This is a genomic window from Armatimonadota bacterium (assembly GCA_031081585.1).
GTDB classification, from domain to species: Bacteria; Sysuimicrobiota; Sysuimicrobiia; order Sysuimicrobiales; family Humicultoraceae; genus Geohabitans; species Geohabitans tengchongensis.
The window spans coordinates 1-16,327 of the sequence record JAVHLY010000043.1; the positions used below are offsets into that span (position 1 = coordinate 1).

The following is a 16,327-nucleotide window of genomic DNA, read 5'->3' on the forward strand; positions in this document are numbered from 1 at the left end:
GGCCCTGGGGGCGGCAACCGCGCCGGCGGACGGGGCGACGGGGGTCTCGCCCCGTCCGGACCCGGTCGGATCGGCGGGCGCGGCCGGGCAGGGCCCTAGAGTTCCGCGGTGATCTTGATGTTCCGGTAGCGCGACATCCCCGTGCCCGCGGGGATGAGCTTGCCGATGATCACGTTCTCCTTCAGCCCGATGAGCGGGTCGACCTTCCCCTTGGTGGCCGCGTCGGTGAGGACCCGCGCGGTCTCCTGGAAGGAGGCGGCGCTCAGGAAGCTGTCCGTGGCCAGGGAGGCCTTGGTGATCCCGAGCAGCGTGGGGCGGGCCTGCGCCGGCTCCCGGCCCTCGGCGATGGCCCGGGCGTTCTCCTCCTCGAACTCGAACTTGTCGACGAGCTGCCCGGGCAGGAACTCGGTGTCGCCGGCCTCCTCGACCTTCACCCGCCGCAGCATCTGGCGGACGATGATCTCGATGTGCTTGTCGTTGATGTCCACGCCCTGGGAGCGGTAGACGGACTGGATCTCCTGCACCAGGTAGGTCTGCACCGCCTCCAGCCCCTTGATGCGCAGGATGTCGTGGGGGTTCACCGGGCCCTCGGTGAGCTGGTCGCCCGGCTCGACCCGGTCCCCCTCGCTCACGCGCAGGCGCACGCCGTGCGGGACGGTGGCCACCTGCTCCGCTCCGTCCTTCCCCGTGACGATGAGGCGGCGGCCCCCCTTGGCCTCCTCGAGGCGCACGCGGCCGGCCACCTCGGCGATGACCGCCTGCCACTTGGGCCGACGCGCCTCGAAGAGCTCCTCCACGCGCGGCAGGCCCTGGGTGATGTCGAAGCCGGCCACCCCGCCCGTGTGGAAGGTCCGCATGGTCAGCTGCGTGCCCGGCTCGCCGATGGACTGGGCGGCGATGATCCCCACCGCCTCCCCGATCTCCACCAGCTTGCCGGTGGCCAGGTTGCGCCCGTAGCACTTGGCGCAGACGCCGTAGCGGCTCTTGCACGTGAGCACCGAGCGCACCAGTACCGACTCGACCCCCTCCTCCTCGATCTGGGCGGCGGTGTCCTCGTCGATCTCCTGGTCGGCCTCCACGATGGGCTTGCGCTTGCGCGGCGGGACGACGTCCTCCGCGGCCACACGGCCGACGATGCGGTCGCGCAGCGGCACGACCACCTCGGTGCCCTCCTTGATGGCGGTCAGGCGGATGCCCTCGGTGGTCTTGCAGTCCTCGTCCCGCACGACGACGTCCTGCGCCACGTCCACCAGCCGACGGGTCAGGTACCCGGACTCGCTGGTGCGGATGGCCGTGTCGGCCAGGCCCTTGCGCTGCCCGTGGGTGGAGATGAAGTACTCCAGCACGGTCAGCCCCTCCCGGAAGTTCGCCTTGATGGGCAGCTCGATGATCCGCCCGCTCGGGTCGGTCATCAGGCCCCGCATGCCGGCCAGCTGGCGGATCTGCTGGATGTTCCCGCGGGCCCCGGAGATGGCCATCATGTACAGCGGGTTGAAGGGGTCGAAGCCGCGCAGCATCGCCTCGGTGATCTCCTCCGTGGCCTTGGTCCAGACGTCGATGGCGCGCTGGTAGCGCTCCCCCTCCGTGATCAGGCCCCGGCGGTACTGCTGCTCGATGGCGTCGATCTGCTTCTCCGCCTCCTTGAGGATGCGGTCCTTCTCCGGCGGGATGACGATGTCGTCGATGGCGATGCCCGAGCCGCTCTTGGTGGCGTAGCGGAACCCCAGGTCCTTGAGCGCGTCCAGGAGCTGGACGGTCTTGCTCGAGCCCAGGCGGCTGTAGGCCTCGCTGACGATCTGGGCGAGCACCTTGCGGTCGCAGACGTCGTTGATGAAGCGCAGCTCCTCGGGGATGGCCTCGTTGAAGATCACGCGCCCCACCGTCGTCTCGACGGGCTCGCTGTCGCGGGTGAGGCGGACCTTGATGCGGGCGTGCAGCTCCACGGCCCCGGCCTCGTAGGCCATGATGGCCTCGGTGGGTGTGCTGAAGACCTTGCCCTCGCCGCGCGCGCCCGCCTGCTCCTGGGTCAGGTAGTAGCAGCCGAAGACGATGTCGCGGGTGGGGCTGGTGATGGCCCGGCCGTAGGCCGGGGAGAGGATGTTGTAGGCCGAGAGCATCAGCAGGCGCGCCTCCGCCTGGGCCGCGGCGGAGAGGGGCACGTGGACGGCCATCTGGTCCCCGTCGAAGTCGGCGTTGTAGGCGGTGCAGACCAGCGGGTGCACCTGGATGGCCTTCCCCTCGATGAGTACCGGCTCGAAGGCCTGGATGCCCAGCCGGTGGAGGGTGGGGGCGCGGTTGAGCAGCACCGGGTGCTCCCGGACCACGTCCTCCAGCACGTCCCAGACCTCGGGGCGAGCCCGCTCCACCATGCGCTTGGCGCTCTTGATGTTCTGGGCCAGGTTGCGGTCCACCAGCCGCTTCATCACGAAGGGCTTGAAGAGCTCCAGGGCCATCTCCTTGGGCAGGCCGCACTGGTGCAGCTTGAGCTTGGGGCCCACGACGATGACCGAGCGGCCGGAGTAGTCGACGCGCTTGCCCAGCAGGTTCTGGCGGAACCGCCCCTGCTTGCCCTTGAGCATGTCGGAGAGCGACTTCAGCGGCCGGTTGTTGGGCCCGGTGACGGGGCGGCCGCGCCGTCCGTTGTCGATGAGGGCGTCCACGGCCTCCTGGAGCATGCGCTTCTCGTTGCGCACGATGATCTCCGGCGCCCCCAGGTCGAGCAGCCGCTTCAGGCGGTTGTTGCGGTTGATGACGCGGCGGTAGAGGTCGTTGAGGTCGCTGGTGGCGAAGCGGCCGCCGTCCAGCTGCACCATCGGGCGCAGGTCCGGCGGGATGACCGGGATGACGTCCAGGATCATCCAGGTGGGCTTGTTGCCGCTCTTGCGGAAGGCCTCCACCACCTCGAGGCGCTTGAGGATCTTTATGCGCTTCTGGCCGCTGGCCTCCCGCAGCTCCGCCCGCAGCTGCCGGGAGAGCTTCTCGACGTCGATCTCCGCCAGCAGCTCCCGGATGGCCTCCGCCCCCATGCCGGCGCGGAAGCTCTGGCCGTAGCGCTCCCGCATCTCCCGGTACTCGTTCTCGCTGAGCAGCTGCTTCTTCTGCAGCGGGGTGGTCCCGGGGTCGATGACGACGTAGGAGGCGAAGTAGACGACCCGCTCCAGCGCCCGGGGGGACATGTCGAGCAGCAGGCCGATGCGGCTCGGCACCCCCTTGAGGTACCAGATGTGGCAGACGGGCGCGGCCAGGGAGATGTGCCCCATGCGCTCGCGGCGCACCTTCGCCCGGGTGACCTCCACGCCGCAGCGGTCGCAGATGATCCCCTTGAAGCGGATGCGCTTGTACTTGCCGCAGTGGCACTCCCAGTCCCGCGTGGGGCCGAAGATCCGCTCGTCGAACAGCCCGTCGCGCTCGGGCTTCAGCGTGCGGTAGTTGATCGTCTCCGGCTTCTTCACCTCGCCGTGGGACCAGGCGCGGATCTGCTCCGGACTGGCCAGCCCGATCTTGACCGCGTCGAAGTTGTTGACGTCCTGCATGGTCGCGTTCGTCTCCCCTTCGGACAGTGGGGCGCGGGGGGCGCTAGTACTCCTCCACCAACGCCTCTTCGCCTTCCAGGTTGATGCCCAGCGCCTTGGCCGTCTCGGTGATGTCCTCCTCGATCTCCTTGAGCTCGATCTCCTTCTTGTCCTCGCTGAGCACCTTGACGTCCAGGCAGAGCGCCTGCAGCTCCTTCACCAGGACCTTGAAGGACTCGGGCACGCCCGGCTCCTGGATGTTCTCGCCCTTGACGATGGCCTCGTAGGTCTTCACCCGCCCGACGACGTCGTCGGACTTCACCGTCAGCAGCTCCTGGAGCGTGCTGGCGGCGCCGTAGGCCTCCAGCGCCCAGACCTCCATCTCGCCGAAGCGCTGGCCGCCGAACTGTGCCTTGCCCCCCAGCGGCTGCTGGGTGATCAGGCTGTAGGGGCCCGTGGAGCGGGCGTGGATCTTGTCCTCCACCAGGTGCAGGAGCTTCATCATGTAGATGAAGCCCACGGTGACCGGCTGGTCGAAGGGCTCCCCGGTGCGGCCGTCGCGCAGGACGGTCTTGCCGGACTCGGGCAGGCCGGCCTGGCGCAGGAGCTCGCGGATCTCCGTCTCCCGCGGGCCGTCGAAGACCGGGCTCTCCACCCAGAGGTTCAGGCGCTCCGCCGCCCACCCCAGGTGGGTCTCCAGCACCTGCCCCACGTTCATCCGGGAGGGCACGCCCAGCGGGTTGAGGATGAGGTCCACCGGGGTGCCGTCGGGGAGGAAGGGCATGTCCTCCTCGGGCAGGATGACCGAGATGACCCCCTTGTTGCCGTGACGCCCCGCCATCTTGTCCCCCACGGTGATCTTGCGCTTCTGCGCCACGTAGACCCGCACCAGGGTGTTCACGCCGGGCGGCAGCTCGTCCCCCTGCTCCCGGCTGAACATCTTCACGGCCACGACCTTGCCCTTCTCGCCGTGGGGCACCTTCAGCGAGGTGTCGCGCACCTCGCGGGCCTTCTCCCCAAAGATGGCCCGCAGCAGCCGCTCCTCCGCGGTGAGCTCCGTCTCGCCCTTCGGCGTCACCTTGCCCACCAGGATGTCCCCGGAGCGGACCTCGGCGCCGATGCGGACGATGCCCCGCTCGTCCAGGTCGCGCAGCGCCTCCTCCCCGACGTTGGGGATGTCCCGGGTGATCTCCTCGGGGCCGAGCTTGGTGTCGCGGGCCTCCACCTCGTACTCCTCGATGTGGATGGAGGTGAAGAGGTCCTCCTTGACCAGGCGGTCGCTGATGACGATGGCGTCCTCGTAGTTGTAGCCCTCCCAGGGCATGAAGGCCACGAGCACGTTGCGCCCCAGCGCCAGCTCGCCCAGGTCGGTGGAGGGACCGTCGGCCAGCACGTCCCCGGTCTTGACCTCCTGGCCGCTGCGGACGATGGGCACCTGGTTGATGCAGGTCCCCTGGTTGCTGCGCATGAACTTCGTCAGGCGGTAGACGTCGCGGCCCCGCTCGGTCTTCACGACGATCTCCTCGCCGGTGACCGACTCCACCACCCCGTCGCGCCGGGCCACCACCACCGCCCCGCTGTCCACGGCCGCGCGGTACTCCATCCCCGTGCCCACCAGCGGCGCCTCCGTGGTGAGCAGCGGGACCGCCTGGCGCTGCATGTTCGAGCCCATGAGCGCCCGGTTGGCGTCGTCGTGCTCCAGGAAGGGGATGAGCGCCGTGGCCACGGAGACGATCTGCTTCGGCGAGACGTCCATGAAGTGGACCTGCTCGGGCGGGACGACGACGATCTCCGAGCCGTGCCGGGCGGTGACCCGAGGCCCCCTCAGCCGCCCGTCCTCGTCCACCGGCGCGTTGGCCTGGGCGATGATGTAGCGGTCCTCCTCGTCGGCGGTCAGGTAGCGGATGCGCCGGGTCACCACGCCGTGGCGCACCTCGCGGTAGGGGGTCTCGATGAAGCCCAGGTCGTTCACCCGGGCGTAGCTGGAGAGGGAGGAGATGAGGCCGATGTTCGGCCCCTCCGGCGTCTCGATGGGGCACATCCGGCCGTAGTGGGAGGGGTGGACGTCGCGCACCTCGAACCCCGCGCGCTCCCGGGAGAGGCCCCCCGGGCCCAGCGCGGAGAGGCGGCGCTTGTGCGTCAGCTCGGCCAGGGGGTTGGTCTGGTCCATGAACTGGGAGAGCTGGCTGCTGCCGAAGAACTCCCGGATGGCCGCCACGACCGGCCGGATGTTGATGAGCAGCTGCGGGGTGATCTGCGCCGTGTCCTGGATGGTCATGCGCTCGCGGATGACCCGCTCCATCCGCAGCATGCCGATGCGGAACTGGTTCTGCAGCAGCTCGCCCACCGAGCGCACGCGCCGGTTGCCCAGGTGGTCGATGTCGTCGTCCACGGCCTGGGTCTCGCCCCGGACCAGCCGCACCATGTAGCGGATGATCTCGACGATGTCCTCCTTGGTCAGGGTGCGCTGCTCCAGGGGGTGGTCCAGCCCCAGCTTCTTGTTCAGCTTGTAGCGGCCCACCCGGCCCAGGTCGTAGCGCCGGGGCTCGAAGAAGAGGCTGTGCATCAGCGTGCGCGCGCTCTCCACCGTGGGCGGGTCGCCCGGCCGCAGGCGCTTGTAGATCTCCACCAGGGCGCTGTCCTGGTCGCGGCTGGGGTCCTTGGCCAGGGTGGCCAGGATGACCTCGTCCCCGTCGTACAGCGCGGCGATCTGCTCGTTGGTCTCGTAGCCCACCGCCCGCAGGAGCACGGTGGCGGGGATCTTCCGGGTGCGGTCGATGCGGGTGTAGAGGATCCCGTTGGGGTCGGCCTCCAGCTCCAGCCAGGCCCCGCGGTGGGGGATGACCGTGGCGGTGGGCAGCCGCCCGGTGGGCCCCTCGGTGAAGTTGTAGTAGACGCCGGGGGAGCGGACGAGCTGGCTCACCACCACCCGCTCCGCTCCGTTGATGATGAAGGTCCCCCGCTCGGTCATGAGCGGGAAGTCCCCCATGAAGACCTCCTGCTCCTTGATCTCGCCGGTCTCCCGGATGACCAGGCGGACCTTCACCTTGAGGGCGGCGCTGAAGTTGTAGTCCCGGTCGCGACACTCCTCCTCGGTGTACTTCAGCCGCTCGATCCGGTAGCCGCCGAAGTCCAGGACGGGGTCCCCGGCGAAGACGCTCGGCGGCGGGGTCTTCTTCTGCCCGCTCTCCACGGCGAAGTGGAGCTCCAGGTTCCCCGTGAAGTCCTGGATGGGGGAGACCTCCTCGAAGACCTCGCGGATCCCCTCGCGCAGGAACCACTCGTAGGAGCGGCGCTGGACCTCCACCAGGTCCGGCACGTCGAGGATCTCGGGGATCTTGGCGAAGGACACGCGGGGGCGCCGGCCCCGCCGGACCACCTTGTGCTCGATGCCCAGCCGGCGAGGATTCGTGGGCGTACGCATCGCTCTTCGCTTCGCCTGCGTCTTCACGTCGGCAGACCCACCTCCAGGACGATCGGGCTGGACTGCGGGCGGTTACGCGAGCAGACCGGATACCAGGCCAGGGGCCGCCCCGGGGAGGGAGGGCCGGAAATGGAGAAAGCAAGGCGACCAGAGGTGCCTCGCTTTCGTCCACCACCTGCCGTTGTGCCTCACTTGCCCCCCGCTCGCTCTGCCGGCCCGCGGCCCGGCAGAGCCCCGTCGCTACGGTGCCCCAGGCATTTTCGCAGTAAAAAAGATGCTACCGCCCCGCCCCGGGAGCGTCAAGAGGGGGATACTGGACGGGCGGGGCGACCGAGCGCCCCGCCGTTACTTGATCTCGACCTTGGCGCCTTCCGCTTCCAGCTTCGCCTTGATCTGCTCGGCCTCCTGCCGGCTGACCTTCTCTTTCACCGGCCGGGGAGCGTTGTCCACCAGGTCCTTGGCCTCCTTCAGGCCCAGCCCGGTGAGCTCCCGGACGACCTTGATCACCTGGATCTTCTTCTCGCCCACGCTGGCGAGGATCACGTCGAACTCGGTCTGCTCCTCGGCCGGCGGCGCCGCCGCGGCGGGGGCGCCCGCCGGGGCCGGACCCGCGGCCACGGCCACCGGGGCGGCCGCGCTCACCCCGAAGCGCTCCTCCAGCGCCTTCACCAGTTCGGCGAGCTCGAGGACCGTCAGGTTCTCGATCGCCGCCACGATCTCGTCCTTCGAGAGCTTCACCTGGGTTGCCATCGCCTGCCTCCTCCTGACGCCTGCCCGCGTCAGCCTGTCCCTCCCTGCCTCCGCCCGCCAGGGGGGCGCACGCTCGTTGCTTCACACCCTACGCCGTGCCCGCCCCGGCCCCGGGGGCGGCCGCACCCTCCGGCGCCCTCTCGACCCGCCTGGCCTGGACCTGCGCCAGCACCCAGACCAGGTTCCGCTGCAGGCCCGTGAGCACGCCCACCAGGCGGCCGAGCGGCGCCTGGATGCCGCCCACCACCTGGGCCAGCAGGACCGGGCGCGGCGGGAGGTCGGCCAGGGTCCGCACCTGTTCCGGGGTCACCGCCCGCCCCTCCACGATGCCCCCCTTGGTCTCGAGCTTGCGCATCTGCCGGATGAACTCCTGGATCACCCTGGCGGCCACGACCGGGTCGTCGTAGCCGAAGGCGGCGGCGGTCGGCCCTTCCAGGTAGGGTTCCAGGCCCTCGATGCCGGCCGCCCGGGCCGCCCGCAGGAGGAGCCGGTTCTTCACCACCCGGTACTCCACGCGCGCCTCCCGCAGCCGGGTGCGGAGCTGGTTCATCTCCGGGACGGTGAGCCCGCGGAAGTCGGTGAGGACGACGCCCCGCGCGCGGGCCAGCCGCTCCCGCAGGGCCTCGACCTCCTCGACCTTCTCCGGCCGTACCATCACGCTCTGCTCCCTTCCCGACCCGATCCCCGGGGCCCGCGCGCGCTGCCCACCCTGCCGCTGCCGGCCCGCACCCGGGACCCTCGCGCCCCGCCGGCGGCCCCCCAAAAACGGACAGGCGGCCTGCCCGAGACGGCCGCCTGCGACAGGGCGGGACGCACCCCTGGGCGCGTCCTCAGCATGGTCGGTCGGGCCTCGGCAGGCGGCGGGACACCCCGCCGTTTAAGCAAGACGCACCTGCGGTCTCGGGCCGATCGCTGGCCGGCCCCGCCGGGGTCGGCCGCGGCGGAGTCTACCATGGCCTCCCCGCCGGCGTCAAAGGACCGACCAGGCCGGGCGGACCGGCTCCCTTACGCCGCGATGCTCTGGACCAGCGCTTGGGCCTTCGCCGGGTCGACCTTGATTCCGGGCCCCATCGTCGTCGTCAAGGTGACCGAGCGCAGGTACTGCCCCTTGGCGGCGGCCGGCCGCGCCCGCACCAGGGCGTCGATGAGCGCGGCCAGGTTGCGCAGCAGGTCCGGCTCGCTGAAAGTGGCCTTGCCGATGGGGACGTGCACGATGCCGAACTTGTCCACGCGGAACTCGATCTTGCCCGCCTTGATCTCCCGGACCGCCCGCCCCACGTCCGGCGTGACCGTCCCGGCCTTGGGGTTGGGCATCAGCCCGCGCGGGCCCAGGATCCGGCCGAGCCGCCCCACCACGCCCATGACGTCCGGCGTGGCCACGGCCACGTCGAACTCCGTCCACCCGCCCTGGACCTTCTCCACCAGGTCCTCCAGCCCGACCACGTCCGCCCCGGCCGCCTCCGCCTCCTTCGCCTTCTCCCCCTTGGCGAAGACCGCCACCCGCACGCGCTTCCCCGTCCCCGCCGGCAGCGTCACGGTGCCGCGCACCTGCTGGTCGGCGTGCTTGGGGTCGACCCCGAGCCGGACGTGGGCCTCCACCGTCTCCGGGAACTTCGCCGTGGCGGTCTGCTTGAGGAGGCGGACCGCCTCCTCCGGGTCGTAGAGCCGGGTCCGGTCGATGCGCTGGCTGGCCTCGAGGTACCGCTTGCCGTGCCTGGCCATGGTGGTCCCTCCTGGTGGTCTGCCGGGCGGCCGCGCCGCCCTCCCACGTCGCCCTCCTGGACGGGCCGGCCGGCCCCCGAGGGCCGGCTATCCGGTGATCTCGATCCCCATCGACCGGGCGGTCCCTTCGATCATCTTCATGGCCGCCTCGACGGTGGGGGCGTTGAGGTCCTGCATCTTCTGCTCGGCGATCTCCCGCAGCTGGCGGCGGGTGATCTGCCCGACCGTGGTCTTGTTGGGCTCGCCCGAGCCCTTCTCCACCTTCGCCGCCTGCTTGAGCAGGACCGACGCCGGCGGGGTCTTGGTGACGAAGGAGAAGGTGCGGTCGGCGTAGATGGTGATCTCCACGGGGACGATGGTCCCGGCCTGGCGCGCCGTGCGCTCGTTGTAGGCCTTGACGAACTCCATGATATTCACCCCGTGCTGCCCCAGGGCGGGGCCCACGGGGGGCGCCGGCGTGGCCTTGCCCGCCGGGATCTGCAGCTTCACCACCGCGACGACCTTCTTGGCCATCCGCTCACACCCTCACAGGCCTGGCCGCGGGGCCGGCCGCGCCGGGCCCGGCCCAGGCCCTCAGACCTTCTCCACCTGGCCGAAATCGAGTTCGACGGGGGTCTCGCGCCCGAAGATAGAGACGAGCACCCGCACCTTCTCCTTCTCCATCATGATCTCGTCCACGAGCCCCGTGAAGTCCTGGAAGGGACCCGAGGTGATGCGCACCGCCGACCCCTTCTGGAAGGTGATCCGGTACTTGGGCGTCTCGTCCTTCAGCTGCCGCAGCAGCTGGCGGACCTCCTTGTCCTCCAGCGGGATGGGCCGCGACCCGGAGCCCACGAACCCCGTCACCCCGGGGGTGTTGCGGACGACGTACCAGGAGTCGTCGTCCATGACCATCTGCACGAGGACGTAGCCGGGGAAGATCTTCTTCTCCACCTCGCGCCGCCGGCCACCCTTGATCTCCTTCTCCTTCTCCATGGGCACGAGGACCTGGAAGATCTTCTCCCGCATGTTCATCGACTCGATGCGGCGCTCCAGGTTGGTCTTGACCTTGTTCTCGTACCCGGAGTAGGTGTGGACGACGTACCAGCGCGCCCGCGGGTCGCGCGGGGGTTCCGGCTCCTCCTCGGGCACCTCCTGGGCCGGCTCCTCCGTGACGACTGGCTCGTCCCGGAAGAGGTCCTTCAGTGGGTCGAACGTGCTCATGGGGATCCCTCGCTCACCCTCTGGCCACCGGCCACTCCCGGCCCTGCGGCCCCGCGGCGGTCCGGGGCCACGGCCTCACGGCACCGGGCCGATGACCCAGCGCCGCACCCCCACCGTGAAGAGGTAGTCCCAGAACCCCAGGTAGAGCGCCAGCACCACCAGCACGACGACGACGATGGTCGTGGACCCCACGAGCTCGCGCCGCGAGGGCCAGTCCACCCGGCTCAGCTCGGTGCGCACCTCCCGCAGGTAGCGGAGGACGCGCTCCAGCACGGCCGGGAGGCGCCGGGGCGCCGCCGCCGGGCGCGCCGGCCGGGCCACCACGCGCGCCGCCTTGAGGTTGCCGATCCGGGCCATGAACCCTCCAAAAAAGAAAAAGACCGTCGCGGCCTGTCAAGCGCCTCTCATTATAAGCCGACCGGACCGGGTGTCAAAGGGACCTGTGGCACCGCGTCCCCCGCCCGGGATCGGGCTATCCTTTCTACCTCACGCAGGCAGGACTCCCTCCCTGTTCAACGACCGGGATCCCGAGATGGCCGAGCTGGCCGCAGGGCCCTCTGGTAGCCGGGCCGGCGGGCTGCGCTCGACCCTCAGACCCCCGCCAGGGCGGCGACCTGCTGAACGCGAGGGGACTGGATTGCCGTTCGGCCAGCGCCTCCGCCTCCCGAGAGAGCCGGACGCCCTGATCCCTCTCGCCGTGCGCCGCGGCGGCGGCGGCCTGGAGGTGGAGCGCCGGCAATTGCCAGTGGGTGAGCCCGGTCTGTTCCACCAGGCGGGCGAGCTCCCGTGCCCGCAGCCCTGCCTCCTCCGGCTGTCCCGCGGCCAGGAGGACCCGCCCCGCCGTCTCTGTGAGCAGGAGAGGAATGTCCCACCTGACTTCCGTCCTGGCCAGGTGCTCCTCGGCCTGCGCCAGGTGCTGCCGGCTCTCCACCGGCCGCCCCAGGCCCAGCGTGTGGAGCGCGAGCCCGGCGAGGATCGTCGCCATCCAGCCTGCCTCAACCTGCTGCGCCAGCGCCGCCGCCTCGGTGTCGGCCTGCAGGGCGCTGTGGAAGTCTTCGATTTCCCGGTGGATGACACCCAGCTGGGTCAGGTGGAAGATTTGGAAGCGGCGGGCACCGATCTGGCGGGCCAGGGTCAGCCCCCTGGCGGCCCGGGTGAGCGCCGGTCCGATGTCGCCGAGGATCGTGGAGAGGACGGCGGCGTTCCACAAGGCGATGGCCTCATTCCAGACATCGCCGATCTCCACCAGCGTCTCCAGGCTGCGCTGCAGGTTCACCTGCGCCTCCTCGTACTGGGCCAGTCGCGACTGGGCGAAGGCGATCATGAACCGGTTCTCCCCGGCGAGCGAGCGGTTGCCGACCTCCTCGCTGAGCCGGGCCGACTCTTTCAGCCAGGCGAGCGCGTCGGGAAAGGCACCCTGGAAGAACAGGTTCTCGGCCAGCCCGTGCAGGCTCTCGGCCAGCCCGGCCCGGTCGCCCGTCTGCTCGAGCAGGCGGCGGGCCTCCTCGTGGTGGCGAGTGGCCTCGGCATGCCGGGTGGCGCTGAAGTACGTAAACCCGATGTGGTTGAGGATGCGGCCGGTCAGGGCGGGGTCTCCCACCTCCCGGCTGAGCGCCAGCGCCGGCTCCAGGTGGCCGAGCGCCTCGGTGATGAGGTCCTGGCGCCGGTAGGAGTGGCCGAGGTCGTCGAGCGCCATGGCTTCGGCGCGCCGGTCGCCGGTCCGATGCGCCAGCGCCCTGGCGGCCGTGAAGTCCTCGCGCGCCCGTTCGTACTGGCCCAGCAGCATCCAGACGGCGCCTCGCCCCAGGAGGGCCTGGAGGCGGTCCGGCGGGGGCGGGTCGAGGTCGAGCGCCCGGGTGTAGTGGTCCAGCGCCGTGGCGTTGGCGTAGACGCGCGCCGCCCGCTGCCCGGCCAGGAGCAGGTTCCGGCGAGCCTGCGCCTGAGCGCGGGCGTCGGGAGGCAGGCCGAGTTCCTGGCGCAGGGCCACCACCTGCAGCCAGTGGTGCGCGATGTAGAAGGCCTACTCGGCCTGCCGGTCTCCGACCGTCCGCGCGCTCCACTCGGCCAGCCGGGCGTGCATCGGCCAGCGCTGCGCCTTGGGGATCAGGCCGTAGGCGACGTCGCGGATGAGGATGTGCCGGAAGGTGAACTCCTCCTCGGCCGCCAGCACGGACCGCGGCTTGCGGATCACGAACTCTCTTTGTTCCAGCCCGGCCAGCGCCTGGTCCACGTGGTCGTCGGTCACGATGTGGCGCACGCCTCCCAGCCAGAAGTCCTTCCCCTGGACCGCGGCCACCTGGAGGACCTGCTTCTCCGCGGCGGGCAGCGTGTCCACGCGCGCCGCGATGACGGCGTGCACCGTGTCGGGGACCGGCACCTCGGCCAGCGGGACCGCCAGCGTCCAGCGGTCGCCGGCGGGAGTGAGCACTCCCCCCTCGATCCAGGCGCGGAGCATTTCCTCCATAAAGAGCGGGTTGCCCTCGGCGCGCTTGAGCACACGGTCGAGCAACTCCTCCGGCGCGTCCCGGCCGCCCAGAATCCCCCGGGCCAGGGCGAGGCTCTCCTGGCCTCCCAGCGGGTCGAGGGAGAGGGTGGACGCGCTGCGTTTTCCCCCGAGCCAGGTCGGGCGGCGCTCCAGCAGTTCCGCCCGGGAGAGGACGAGCAGGAGCAGGGGAATCTCCCGGATCCAGTCGGCGCTGTGCTCCAGGTAATCCAGGGTAACGTCATCCGCCGAGTGCATATCTTCCAGGATCAGGAGCAGCGGCCCCCGTTCGGCCAGGGCCCGGAAGAAGACGCGCATGCCGGCGAAGAGCTCTTGCCGGGTGAGATCACGCCCCGCCGGGCCCAGCCCGAGGACGGAGAGCAGCGCGGGGACGCCATCCACCACGTCCAGGCGCCCTGCCGCCGCGGTGACCTTGCGGCGAGCCGTGTCCAGCGGATCGCCGAAGAGGATGCCGCACTCCTCTCGGATGGTCTCGCCCAGTGCCCAGAGCGGGACGCCGGTGCCGTACGGCAGCGCGCGGCCGCGGAGGCTGTGCACGTCGCCCGCCCGCTGGCGGAACTCCTGCACCAGGCGGGTCTTGCCGACGCCGGCCGGACCGAGGATCGTCACCACGTGGCCGCGCCCCTCCCGGCGCGTGCGGCGCAGGTGCCCGACCAGCAGGTCGAGTTCCTCCTCCCGGCCGACGAAGGGCGTGGCCCGCACCTCCCGCTCCCGCGGCGGGGCCAGGTCGCGCAGTTCCCAGGCCGGCAGCGGGTCCGCGGGCCCCTTGACCGTCAGGGGAGGCGCGGCCCGCAAGGCGGCGGCGTGCTGCAGGGCGCGCATCGTCCGTGCGCTGACCAGGATCTGGCCGGGCTCGGCGTGCTGCTGGAGGCGCGCCGCCAGGTTGACCACCTCGCCGGTGACCAGGAACTCCCCTTTCTCCACGGCGCGGGGGTTGGCCACGACCTCGCCGGTGGCCAGGCCGGCGCGGATCGGCGGCAGGCGTCCGGCGGCGACCTCCGGCTCGATCCGGGCGCGGATGGCACTGACGGCGCGGGCGGCCCGTTCCGCGTCGTCCTCGTGGATGACCGGCAGGCCGAAGACGGCCATGACGGCGTCGCCGATGAACTTCTCCACGGTGCCGCCGTAGCGCTCGACCTCCTCGCGGGCGACGGCAAAGAACCGCGCCATCTGCCCGCGGAGGCGTTCCGGGTCGACCGCGGCAGCCAGGGCCGTGGAGCCGACGACGTCGGCAAAGAGGACGGTGACGAGTTTGCGCTCCTCGCCCGCGCCCGCCACCCCCTCCAGCGCGGTGCCGCAATTGCCGCACAACCGCATGCCGGCGGGATTGTCGAAGCCGCAGGTCGGGCAGCGCACGCCTACTCCTGACGCTCCCGTTCCACGACGACGTCGGCGAGAGGAGCCGACTGGGGGGGGCGTGGACCACCATCCCCGGACAGAGGCGCAGCCGCGGAGTCTCACCCTGCAGCTCCGCCACAAGGCGCGACGGGCCGATGCCGGGCTCACCGGTGAGCGCGACGATCCGCCCCCGGCCCTGGCCGACGGCCTGAACGCTGCCGGGACCGCGGCGTCACCGGCGGGGCAGTGTGCGCTCAACGGACCGACCCTCCCACGACGGGCTGGACCCGCAATCTGCCGGGCGCTTGTGGAGGGTGAGATACGCCGAAAGTCGGGCAACTCCTATGCCGGGGCGGATCCCGGCCCACCAGCCCGCGTGCATCCGGCTCGGCCCTGGCTATACCCCCCACCCGCTGGGCCCGGCGCTCCTGATGCGCCCGTTCCCGGCGGGCGGGATTACGCCCCACGGCACGCTGCTCGGCCCTCCCGGCGACGCGACGTCGGCGACGTACCCGCCGTGCAGACCCGGGGGGATCCGCGGTACACTGCCGCTATCAGACGACCATTTGGGGCCAGGAGCGGAGGAGGCGGAGACGTGCGCTGGTGTCCCGTGTGCGGGGAGGAGATGGGGCCGGAGTTCGCCAGCCCCTGCGAGGACCCCGTCGCCTGGACCTGCCCCGCCTGCGGCACCCTCCAGCTCGAGACGGGCGGGCGCCCCTTCACGCCTGAGCAGGCCGAGGTGATCCGCGAGATCGGCCGCCGGTCCGTGGAGGCCCCGGCCGCGGCCGCCGACCGGCCGGCGGTGCGGACAGCGCGGGAGGTGCGCTCGGCGTTCGGGCTGGGTGTGCCCGTCGACGTGGAGCAGGTGGCCGCCCTCCTGGCCCACCCTGTGGAGTGGGTGCGGCGGCCGGCGGGGGAGCGGGGCGGCGTGGCCCGGACGGAGGGCGGCGTGCGTCTGCTGCTGAACCGGGACTACCCGTTCACCTCAGTAGGCGAGCGCCGGTGGGTCATCGCGGAGGAGCTGGCCCACGCCGTGCTCGGCCACACCGCGCTGGCGGCCAGCCCGGCCCCGGGCGCCCCGGACCGCCTCCTCGAAGCGGAACGGGCGCGGGAGGAGCGGGAGGCCCGGGCCTTTGCCGCCGAGCTGCTGATGCCGGCCGGAGAGGTCCGCCAGCGGTTCCGGCGGTACCAGGCCCTGCTGGCGGTGCCGTCCGGGCGGGCCGAGCGTGAGGAGGCCGCGCGGCGGGCGGTAGGGGAGCTGGCGCGGGAGTTCCAGGTGACGCCCGCCGCCATGCGCGTCCGGCTGGAGGAACTGGGACTCCTGCGTTGAGGAACAAAACAAGCTGCCGGAGGCTACGCCTCCGGCAGCGATCCCTGGCAGGGGCGGAGGGACTCGAACCCCCAGCACCGGTTTTGGAGACCGGCCGCTTGCCTATTAACGAACGCCCCTGCGGCCGACGACCTCAGTATAGGGCGCGTCCCGACCGGCTGACAACGCTCAGCGGGTCTCCTTGTGCGGCGTGTGCTTCCGGCACCACCGGCAGTACTTTCTCAGCTCCAGGCGGTCCGGATCATTCTTCTTGTTCTTGGTCGTGACGTAGTTCCGCCGCTTGCACACGGAACACGCCAGCGTGATCACATCCCTCGGCATCCTCGTCCATCCCCTCTAGACGCTCACCGCGCCACGGCGGGACCGCAGGCCGGGGAGGCGCGGTGCCTCACTCCAGCACCTGGGTGACCACCCCGGCCCCCACCGTCCGCCCCCCCTCCCGGATGGCGAACCGCAGCCCCTCCTCCAGCGCCACCGGCGTGATCAGCCCCACCTCCAGGTTCACGTTGTCCCCCGGCATCACCATCTCCACCCCGTCCGGCAGC

The 16,327-nt window shown here is 71.2% G+C and carries 13 protein-coding genes and 1 tRNA gene; 1 reads left to right on the forward strand and 13 read right to left on the reverse strand.

The window, feature by feature from the left end; all coding sequences use genetic code 11:
- Positions 1–95: 95 nt before the first annotated feature.
- From rpoC to RB146_12975, 10 genes are all read right to left on the reverse strand, one after another.
- The gene (gene rpoC / locus RB146_12930; GenBank protein MDQ7829875.1) at positions 96–3,533 is read right to left on the reverse strand and encodes a DNA-directed RNA polymerase subunit beta'; all 3,438 of its coding nucleotides are present in this window, start codon (positions 3,531–3,533) and stop codon (positions 96–98) included.
- A gap of 43 nt (positions 3,534–3,576) precedes the next feature.
- Positions 3,577–6,936 carry a DNA-directed RNA polymerase subunit beta gene (gene rpoB, locus RB146_12935; GenBank protein MDQ7829876.1) on the reverse strand — a complete coding sequence of 1,120 codons (3,360 nt, stop codon included), beginning with the start codon at positions 6,934–6,936 and terminating at the stop codon, positions 3,577–3,579.
- A 345-nt stretch (positions 6,937–7,281) separates the two neighbouring features.
- The gene (gene rplL / locus RB146_12940) at positions 7,282–7,686 is read right to left on the reverse strand and encodes a 50S ribosomal protein L7/L12 (GenBank protein ID MDQ7829877.1); all 405 of its coding nucleotides are present in this window, start codon (positions 7,684–7,686) and stop codon (positions 7,282–7,284) included.
- Positions 7,687–7,774: 88 nt separating this feature from the next.
- On the reverse strand, positions 7,775–8,341 hold the full coding sequence (gene rplJ, locus RB146_12945; GenBank protein ID MDQ7829878.1) for a 50S ribosomal protein L10: 567 nt from the start codon (positions 8,339–8,341) through the stop codon (positions 7,775–7,777).
- A 350-nt stretch (positions 8,342–8,691) separates the two neighbouring features.
- Positions 8,692–9,408, reverse strand: a complete 717-nt coding sequence (rplA, locus tag RB146_12950) for a 50S ribosomal protein L1 (protein ID MDQ7829879.1) — start codon at positions 9,406–9,408, stop codon at positions 8,692–8,694.
- 87 nt (positions 9,409–9,495) lie between these two features.
- Complete coding sequence (rplK, locus tag RB146_12955) at positions 9,496–9,921, reverse strand: 50S ribosomal protein L11 (GenBank protein ID MDQ7829880.1); 426 nt, start codon at positions 9,919–9,921, stop codon at positions 9,496–9,498.
- A 60-nt stretch (positions 9,922–9,981) separates the two neighbouring features.
- Complete coding sequence (gene nusG / locus RB146_12960) at positions 9,982–10,611, reverse strand: transcription termination/antitermination protein NusG (GenBank protein MDQ7829881.1); 630 nt, start codon at positions 10,609–10,611, stop codon at positions 9,982–9,984.
- Positions 10,612–10,686: 75 nt separating this feature from the next.
- Complete coding sequence (gene secE, locus RB146_12965) at positions 10,687–10,968, reverse strand: preprotein translocase subunit SecE (GenBank protein MDQ7829882.1); 282 nt, start codon at positions 10,966–10,968, stop codon at positions 10,687–10,689.
- Positions 10,969–11,092: 124 nt separating this feature from the next.
- A complete protein-coding gene (locus RB146_12970) occupies positions 11,093–12,598 on the reverse strand; it encodes a tetratricopeptide repeat protein (protein ID MDQ7829883.1) in 1,506 nt (501 codons plus the stop codon).
- Positions 12,599–12,631: 33 nt separating this feature from the next.
- Positions 12,632–14,470, reverse strand: coding sequence for an adenylate/guanylate cyclase domain-containing protein (locus tag RB146_12975; GenBank protein MDQ7829884.1), 1,839 nt, complete (start codon positions 14,468–14,470; stop codon positions 12,632–12,634).
- Between the two features lie 577 nt (positions 14,471–15,047).
- On the opposite strand from RB146_12975, the gene RB146_12980 reads away from it, so the two are divergent.
- The gene (locus RB146_12980) at positions 15,048–15,782 is read left to right on the forward strand and encodes an ImmA/IrrE family metallo-endopeptidase (protein ID MDQ7829885.1); all 735 of its coding nucleotides are present in this window, start codon (positions 15,048–15,050) and stop codon (positions 15,780–15,782) included.
- 45 nt (positions 15,783–15,827) lie between these two features.
- Here RB146_12980 and RB146_12985 read toward each other — a convergent pair.
- The 3 genes from RB146_12985 to tuf all read right to left on the reverse strand — a co-directional run.
- Positions 15,828–15,902, reverse strand: a tRNA-Trp gene (locus tag RB146_12985).
- Between the two features lie 48 nt (positions 15,903–15,950).
- A complete protein-coding gene (rpmG, locus tag RB146_12990) occupies positions 15,951–16,103 on the reverse strand; it encodes a 50S ribosomal protein L33 (protein MDQ7829886.1) in 153 nt (50 codons plus the stop codon).
- A gap of 67 nt (positions 16,104–16,170) precedes the next feature.
- On the reverse strand, positions 16,171–16,327 hold a 157-nt coding region (gene tuf, locus RB146_12995; protein MDQ7829887.1), incomplete at its 5' end, for an elongation factor Tu.